This is a genomic window from Kineococcus vitellinus, assembly GCF_009906315.1.
Taxonomy (GTDB): domain Bacteria; phylum Actinomycetota; class Actinomycetes; order Actinomycetales; family Kineococcaceae; genus Kineococcus; species Kineococcus vitellinus.
In genome coordinates this window covers 1-6,263 of sequence record NZ_JAAALL010000265.1, presented here as the reverse complement: position 1 = coordinate 6,263, position 6,263 = coordinate 1, and the positions used below count along the sequence as shown (strand labels likewise).

8 protein-coding genes are annotated in these 6,263 nt (G+C 77.6%); 6 read left to right on the top strand and 2 right to left on the bottom strand.

Annotation, left to right across the window (positions count from 1 at the left end):
* The first annotated feature begins 69 nt into the window (after positions 1–69).
* The 5 genes from GTQ99_RS18430 to GTQ99_RS18410 all read left to right on the top strand — a co-directional run bounded on the left by GTQ99_RS18430 (position 70) and on the right by GTQ99_RS18410 (position 4,888).
* A complete protein-coding gene (locus tag GTQ99_RS18430) occupies positions 70–885 on the top strand; it encodes an ABC transporter permease (protein ID WP_166617180.1) in 816 nt (271 codons plus the stop codon).
* Positions 886–905: 20 nt separating this feature from the next.
* A complete protein-coding gene (locus GTQ99_RS18425) occupies positions 906–2,099 on the top strand; it encodes a histidine kinase (protein ID WP_166617179.1) in 1,194 nt (397 codons plus the stop codon).
* On the top strand, positions 2,096–2,716 hold the full coding sequence (locus tag GTQ99_RS18420) for a response regulator transcription factor (RefSeq protein ID WP_166617178.1): 621 nt from the start codon (positions 2,096–2,098) through the stop codon (positions 2,714–2,716). Before GTQ99_RS18425 ends, GTQ99_RS18420 begins: the two co-directional genes overlap by 4 nt.
* On the top strand, positions 2,716–3,483 hold the full coding sequence (locus GTQ99_RS18415; protein ID WP_166617177.1) for a decaprenylphospho-beta-D-erythro-pentofuranosid-2-ulose 2-reductase: 768 nt from the start codon (positions 2,716–2,718) through the stop codon (positions 3,481–3,483). The genes GTQ99_RS18420 and GTQ99_RS18415 overlap by 1 nt, the downstream gene beginning before the upstream one ends.
* Positions 3,484–3,574: 91 nt before the next feature.
* Positions 3,575–4,888, top strand: coding sequence for an MFS transporter (locus GTQ99_RS18410; protein WP_166617176.1), 1,314 nt, complete (start codon positions 3,575–3,577; stop codon positions 4,886–4,888).
* A 44-nt stretch (positions 4,889–4,932) separates the two neighbouring features.
* On the opposite strand, the gene GTQ99_RS18405 is transcribed toward GTQ99_RS18410, so the two are convergent.
* Together GTQ99_RS18405 and GTQ99_RS18400 are read right to left on the bottom strand one after the other, a co-directional pair.
* Positions 4,933–5,568: an MBL fold metallo-hydrolase gene (locus GTQ99_RS18405; RefSeq protein ID WP_166617175.1), complete on the bottom strand. Its 636-nt coding sequence runs from the start codon at positions 5,566–5,568 to the stop codon at positions 4,933–4,935.
* 43 nt (positions 5,569–5,611) lie between these two features.
* A complete protein-coding gene (locus tag GTQ99_RS18400; RefSeq protein ID WP_166617174.1) occupies positions 5,612–5,887 on the bottom strand; it encodes a hypothetical protein in 276 nt (91 codons plus the stop codon).
* Positions 5,888–6,071: 184 nt separating this feature from the next.
* Between GTQ99_RS18400 and GTQ99_RS18395 the strand changes: the two genes are divergently transcribed.
* Positions 6,072–6,263 (top strand): hypothetical protein (locus tag GTQ99_RS18395; RefSeq protein ID WP_166617173.1); only part of this gene is annotated, 192 nt, incomplete at its 3' end.

Genomic DNA, 6,263 nt, shown 5'->3' with positions numbered 1-6,263 from the left:
CCGCCGCACCACCCGCCGCACCACCCGCCGCACCACCCGCCGCACCACCCGCACGGAGGAGGCCGCCTGATGCCCGCGACCACGCTGCCCACGACCGCTCCCGAGCTCGCCGCGCAGGGGGAGGGCCCCGTCCGCGCGAGCCTGCGCCGCACCGCCGCGCTCGCCCGCGCGGAGCTGCTGCTGCTGCGCCGCAACCGGACCCTGATGTCCATCGCCGTGCTCATGCCGCTGGCCGTCGTCGCCCTGCTGGCCGGCCTGGGCGGGGAGGCCGGCATGACCGGCGAGGCCGCCGCCGTCGCCGTCAGCAGCATGGTGGGGATGCTGCTGCTCTTCGTCGTCTACTACAACGTGCTGTCCGCGGCCGTCTCCCGCCGCGAGGAGGGCGTGCTGCAGCGGCTGCGCACGGGGGAGGCGAGCGACGGGGAGGTGCTCGTGGCGCTCTCGCTGCCCTCGACGGCCATCACGCTGGCGCAGGTGCTCCTGCTCGCCCTGCTCGGCGCGCTCGCGCTCGACCTGCCGGTGCCGGGGGACCCGCTGCTCGTGCTCGCCGGTCTGCTGCTGGGCGCGGCCGTCTTCGCCGGGCTCGCCCTCGTCACCGCCGTCGCCACCCGCACGCTGGAGGCGGTGCAGATGACGAGCCTGCCCGTGCTGTCGATCGCCGTCCTCGGCGCCGGTCTCGCGCTGCCGCTGGAGGTGCTGCCGCCCGTGCTCGCCGACGTCGCCGACTTCACCCCGCTCAGCCCCGTGCTGACCCTCGTGCGGGCCGGCTGGACCGGCGGCACCGGTGGCGCGGAGCTGCTGCAGGCCGCGCTCGTCGCCGCGGCCTGGGTGGGGCTCTCGGTGGCGGTGGTGCGCAGCCGGTTCCGCTGGTCGCCGCGCGGCTGAGCGTCTGGGAGAGTTCCCCCGTGAGGTTGGCCGACCGCTGGCGCGCCGCAGACGACCTGCGGCGCGTCGAGCTGTACACGCGGTGGTCGCTGCAGCCGCTGGTGTTCCTGGCCCCCTTCCTCGTCGTCGCCTTCAGCGCCGACGCCGCGGCGGACGCCGGCGCGCGTCCCCCCGCCGGCGCCGGCCTGGCCGCGGCGGTGGCCGGCTCGTGCGCGCAGGCGGCCGCGGTGGCCGTCCTCGTCGGCCGCGCGGTGGACGGGAAGCCGTGGGGGCGGCGGCTGCCGGCCGCGTGGGCGGGGACCTCGGTGCTCGCCCTGCTGACCGCGGTCCTCGCCTTCGACGGGGGCGTCGCCAGCGGTTCCGCGGCGGGCGTCGCCGCGGTCACCGCGGCCGCCCCGCTGGGCCGCCACCGCTTCCGCCGCTACGCGCCGGTGGCCGCCGCCATCGCCCTCGTCGCCTCGGCCGCGGCGGCGCTCGCCGCGGACGGCTGGCGCCAGCAGAGCACCGTCGGCGTGTCCGTGGGCCTGCACGTCTTCTACGCCGTCCTGGCGCCGGCGCTGCTGCAGATGTCGCTGTGGCTGGTGGAGGTGGTGCGCCGGCTGGCCGCCGCCGAGCGCGACCGGGCCCGGCTGGCGGTGGCCGAGGAGCGCCTGCGCTTCGCCCGCGACCTGCACGACGTCGTCGGCCGCGACCTGTCCGCGATCGCCGTCACCAGCGACCTGGTCGCCGAGCTCGCCCGCCGCGGGCGCCCCGAGGCGGCGGACAAGGCGGTGGAGGTGCGCGAGATCGCGCAGGGCTCCCTGGAGCAGATCCGCGCCGTCGTCCGCGGCTACCGCGCCGTCGACCTGCAGCAGGAGCTCGACGGGTCCGTCGCGCTGCTGCGCTCGGCGGGCGTGCAGTGCACCGTGCGCGACGACAGCGGCGGCGCCCCGCTGCCCGCGGAGGTCCGCTCGGCGGCGGCCTGGGTGATCCGCGAGGGCGTCACGAACGTCGTGCGGCACAGCGCCGCGACGTGGTGCCGCATCAGCCTGCTGCGCGGCGGCGCGGGCCTGGAGGTCCGGCTGGAGAACGACGGCGCCACCGCCGCCGAGGGCGGGCGGGGTTCCGGCCTGGCCGGCCTGGCGGAGCGGTTGCGCCCGCTGGGCGGCGACCTCGACGTCCGCCACGCCGACGGCACGTTCGAGCTCAGCGCACGACTGGAGGTCCCCGCATGAGCATCCGCGTCCTGCTCGCCGACGACGAGAACCTGGTGCGCAGCGCCGTCGCCGGGCTGCTGGACCTGCAGGACGACCTGGAGGTCGTCGCGCAGGCCGCCTCCTGCGCCGAGGCGGTCGCCATGGCGCGCAAGGAGTCGCCCGACGTCGCGGTCCTGGACCTGCAGATGCCGCCCGCGGAGGGCCTGCCCGACGGGATCGCCGTCGCGCAGCGGCTGCACGCGGAGGTCCCCGGCTGCACGACGATGCTGCTCACCAGCCACGGCCGGCCCGGCTACCTCAAGCGCGCGCTGGAGGTGGGCGTGCGGGGTTTCCTGCCGAAGACGTCCTCGGGCTCCGTGCTCGCCGAGGCCATCCGCACGGTGTCCGCGGGCGGGCGCTACGTCGACCCCTCGCTGGCCGCGGACGCCATCGCCGCGGGGGAGAGCCCGCTGACGCCCCGGGAGGCCGACGTGCTGGAACTGGCCGCCGACGGGGCGAGCGTGGAGGAGATCGCGCTGCGGGCCTCGCTGTCGCCGGGCACCGTGCGCAACCACCTGTCCTCGGCCACCGGCAAGCTCGGCGCGGTCAACCGCCACGAGGCCGTGGTGCTGGCCCGCCGCTCGGGGTGGATCTGATGGCGGGTCCGGCGGGCGGCGGGCGCCCGGCACCCGTGCTGCTGCTCGGCGGACGCAGCGAGATCGGCCTGGAGGTCGCCGAGCGGCTCGTGCGCGCCGGCGCGCCCGCCGTCGTGCTCGCCGCCCGCCGCGCGGACGACCTCGCCGAGCAGTCCGCCCGGCTGCGGGCGGCGCGCGCGGACGTGGGGGTGGAGGCGGTGGAGTTCGACGCCGACGACGTCGCCTCGCACGGGCCGCTGCTGGCCGACCTCGTCGCCCGGCACGGCGCCCTCGACGTCGTCGTCGCGTTCGGGGTCCTCGGCGACCAGGCGCGCGCCGAGCACGACGCCGCGCACGCGCTGGCGGTCGTGCACACCGGCTTCGTCGCGCAGGTGAGCGTCCTGACGCACCTGGCGCGGCTGCTGCGGCCGCTGCGCGCGGGCCGGCTGGTGGTGTTCTCCTCCATCGCCGGTGCCCGGGTGCGGCGCGCGAACTACGTCTACGGCTCGGCGAAGGCGGGCCTGGACGGCTTCGCCTCCGGCCTGGCCGACGCGCTGGCCGGCAGCGGCGTGCGGCTGCTGCTGGTGCGGCCGGGTTTCGTGGTCGGCCGGATGACGGCCGGGATGTCGCCGGCACCGCTGGCGAGCACCCCGGCGCAGGTGGCCGACGCCGTCGTGGACGCCCTGCGCGGCGGCCGCGACGTCGTCTGGGTCCCCGGCGCGCTGCGCGCGCTGGCCGCGGCGATGGCGATCACACCGCGGCCGCTGTGGCGGCGCGCCCCCCGCTGAAACCCGGGGCGCCGGCCGCACCCCGCCGGGAGCACCCGCACGACGCCGCTCGATCCGGGCCGCACCCCGCGCGCGGGGTAGGTTCACCGGTGTGAGCGCACCCGTCACCACCGCCACCGAACGGCTGGACGCCCTGCCGTTCACCGCCCGGCACCGCCGGCTGCTGGTGGGTTCCGGCATCGGCTGGGCCCTGGACGCGATGGACGTGGGGCTGGTCGCCTACGTCCTGGTCGCCCTGCGCCAGCAGTGGGAGCTCACCCCGGGCGAGCAGTCGTGGATCGCCTCCATCGGTTTCGCCGGGATGGCGCTGGGCGCCGCGCTGGGCGGCGTGCTCGCCGACCGCTTCGGCCGCCGGCAGGTGTTCGCGCTGACGCTGCTGGTGTACGGGCTGGCCACCGGTGCGGCCGCCCTGTCGTGGTCGCTGGGGGCGCTGCTGGTGTTCCGCTTCCTCGTCGGCCTGGGCCTGGGGGCGGAACTGCCCGTCGCCTCCACCCTGGTGAGCGAGTTCGCGCCCAGCCGCATCCGCGGTCGCGTCGTCGTGGTGCTGGAGGCGTTCTGGGCGGTCGGCTGGACGGTGGCCGCGCTCATCGGTTTCCTGCTGGTACCCGCCTCCGACGACGGCTGGCGCTGGGCGCTGGCGCTGGGGGCGCTGCCCGCGGTGTACGCCCTCGTGGTGCGCCGGGCGCTGCCGGAGTCGGTGCGGTTCCTGCTCTCGCGCGGGCGCACCCACGAGGCGGAGGCCGTCGTGGGCGCCCTGGAGGAGTCCGCCGGGGTTCCGCGCGGTGCGGCCATGGTCGCCGAGCCGGCTCCCGCGCGCGGGAGCACCCGGTTGTGGTCCGGCGGGCTGCGCAGGCGCACGACCGGGTTGTGGCTGGTGTGGTTCTTCGTGAACTTCAGCTACTACGGGGCGTTCACCTGGATCCCCAGCCTGCTCGTCGAGGACGGGTTCAGCCTGGTGCGCTCGCTGGGGTTCACCCTCGTCATCACCCTCGCCCAGCTGCCGGGGTACGCGCTGTCGGCGGTGCTCGTGGAGGTGTGGGGCCGCAAGCGGACCCTCGCGGCCTTCCTCGTGGGTTCCGCCGTCGGCGCCGCCTGCTACGCCGTCGCCGGCTCGCCCGCGACGATCGTGGCCGCGGGGATGCTGCTGTCCTTCTGCAACCTCGGCGCCTGGGGGGCGCTGTACGCGGTGACGCCGGAGGTGTACCCGACGAGCGTGCGCGCCCGCGGCGCCGGCGCCGCCGCCGGTTTCGGCAGGATCGCCTCCATCCTGGCCCCGCTCAGCGTCCCGCCGCTGCTGGCCGTGGGCGGCACCGGTGCGGTGTTCGCGGTGTTCGGCGCGTCGTTCGCGCTGGCCGCGCTCGCCAGCTCGCTGCTGCCCGAGCGGCGCGGCGCAGCGCTGGACTGAGCGGCGCGCCGCCCGGCCGCGTCACCGGCCCGTCACCGGTCCCGTCACCAGCCCCGCTCGCGCCACTGCGGCAGCTGCGGGCGCTCGCGGCCCAGCGTGGTGGGGGCGCCGTGGCCGGGGTGCACGACGGTGTCGTCGCCGAGCACGGCGAAGAGGCGCTCGGTGACGTCGCCGAGCAGCTGCGCGAAGTCGCCGGCGTCGCCGCGGGTGTTCCCGACGCCGCCGGGGAAGAGGGAGTCGCCGGTGAAGACGTGGTCGGGGCCGGCCGGGTCGCGCAGCACCAGCGCCACCGAGCCGGGGGTGTGCCCGCGCAGGTGCACCACCTCCAGCGCCAGCTCGCCCACCCGCAGCACGTCGCCGTGCGCCAGCCGGCGGTCGACCGGGACCGGCAGGTGGTCGGCGTCGTCGGCGCCGGCGGCCGTGCTCGCGCCCGTGGCCTCCACGAGCGCCTCCAGGGCGCCGACGTGGTCGCGGTGGCGGTGGGTGGTGACGACGGTGCCCAGGCGCCCGTCCGGGTCGCCCTCCTGCACGAGGTCGAGCAGCGTGTCGGGCTCGTCGGCGGCGTCGACGAGCAGCTGCGCGCCGCTGGCGCGGCAGGTCAGCAGGTACGCGACGTTGTCCATCGGCCCCACGTGCACGGCGCGGACGTCGGCGGTGCTGGTGGCGGTGTGCTCGACCATGCCCGGGAACGTAGCGGCGGGGTGCGCGGCCCGCGAGGGCGGCTCAGGCGGCGGAGCGCGGCGTGTCGGCGGCGGGGGCCGCGGCCGGGGCTGCGGTCGGGGCTGCGGCGGGCGCCTCGCGCAGGTCGACGACCACGGGCCGCGGCCGGTGGTCCCGGTGGCGCCGGCGCGCCAGCGCGGTGGCGAAGGCGAGGCAGGCGGCCGCGTAGAACAGCGCGCGGGCCGGCTCGCCGTCGGCGGCGAAGCCCCCGGTGAGGGCGAGGCAGCCGACCGCGCCGATGAGGTGCACCAGGTCCATGAAGGACGTCCAGACCGCCACCAGGGAATGGTGCTGCCGCCGCGGCCCGCGCGCACGGCGAGCGGCGGAAGTCGACCGGGCCGGGTCACGCCTCACGACACGATGTAACACCTTACGAACTCTAAGTAACTAAGGCTGCGGGCGCCCGCCGAGTCGGCGTGAACGCCGGACGCCCCCCGGCGAGCCTCAGCACGAGCCTGGGCGCATGAGCATCACCGCGATGGACTGGGAGCTGCACGAGGGGCTGGCGCTGCGGCACGAGGAGGCCCTGGCGCTCGCCGAGCGCGAGCGGCGGGTGCGGGCCCTGCGCGTCGCCCGCCGTGCCCGCGAGGGCGCCCGCGAGGAGGCCCGCGGCGGGGCCGGTGAGGAGGCCCGCGGCGGGGCCGGTGGGTGGGCG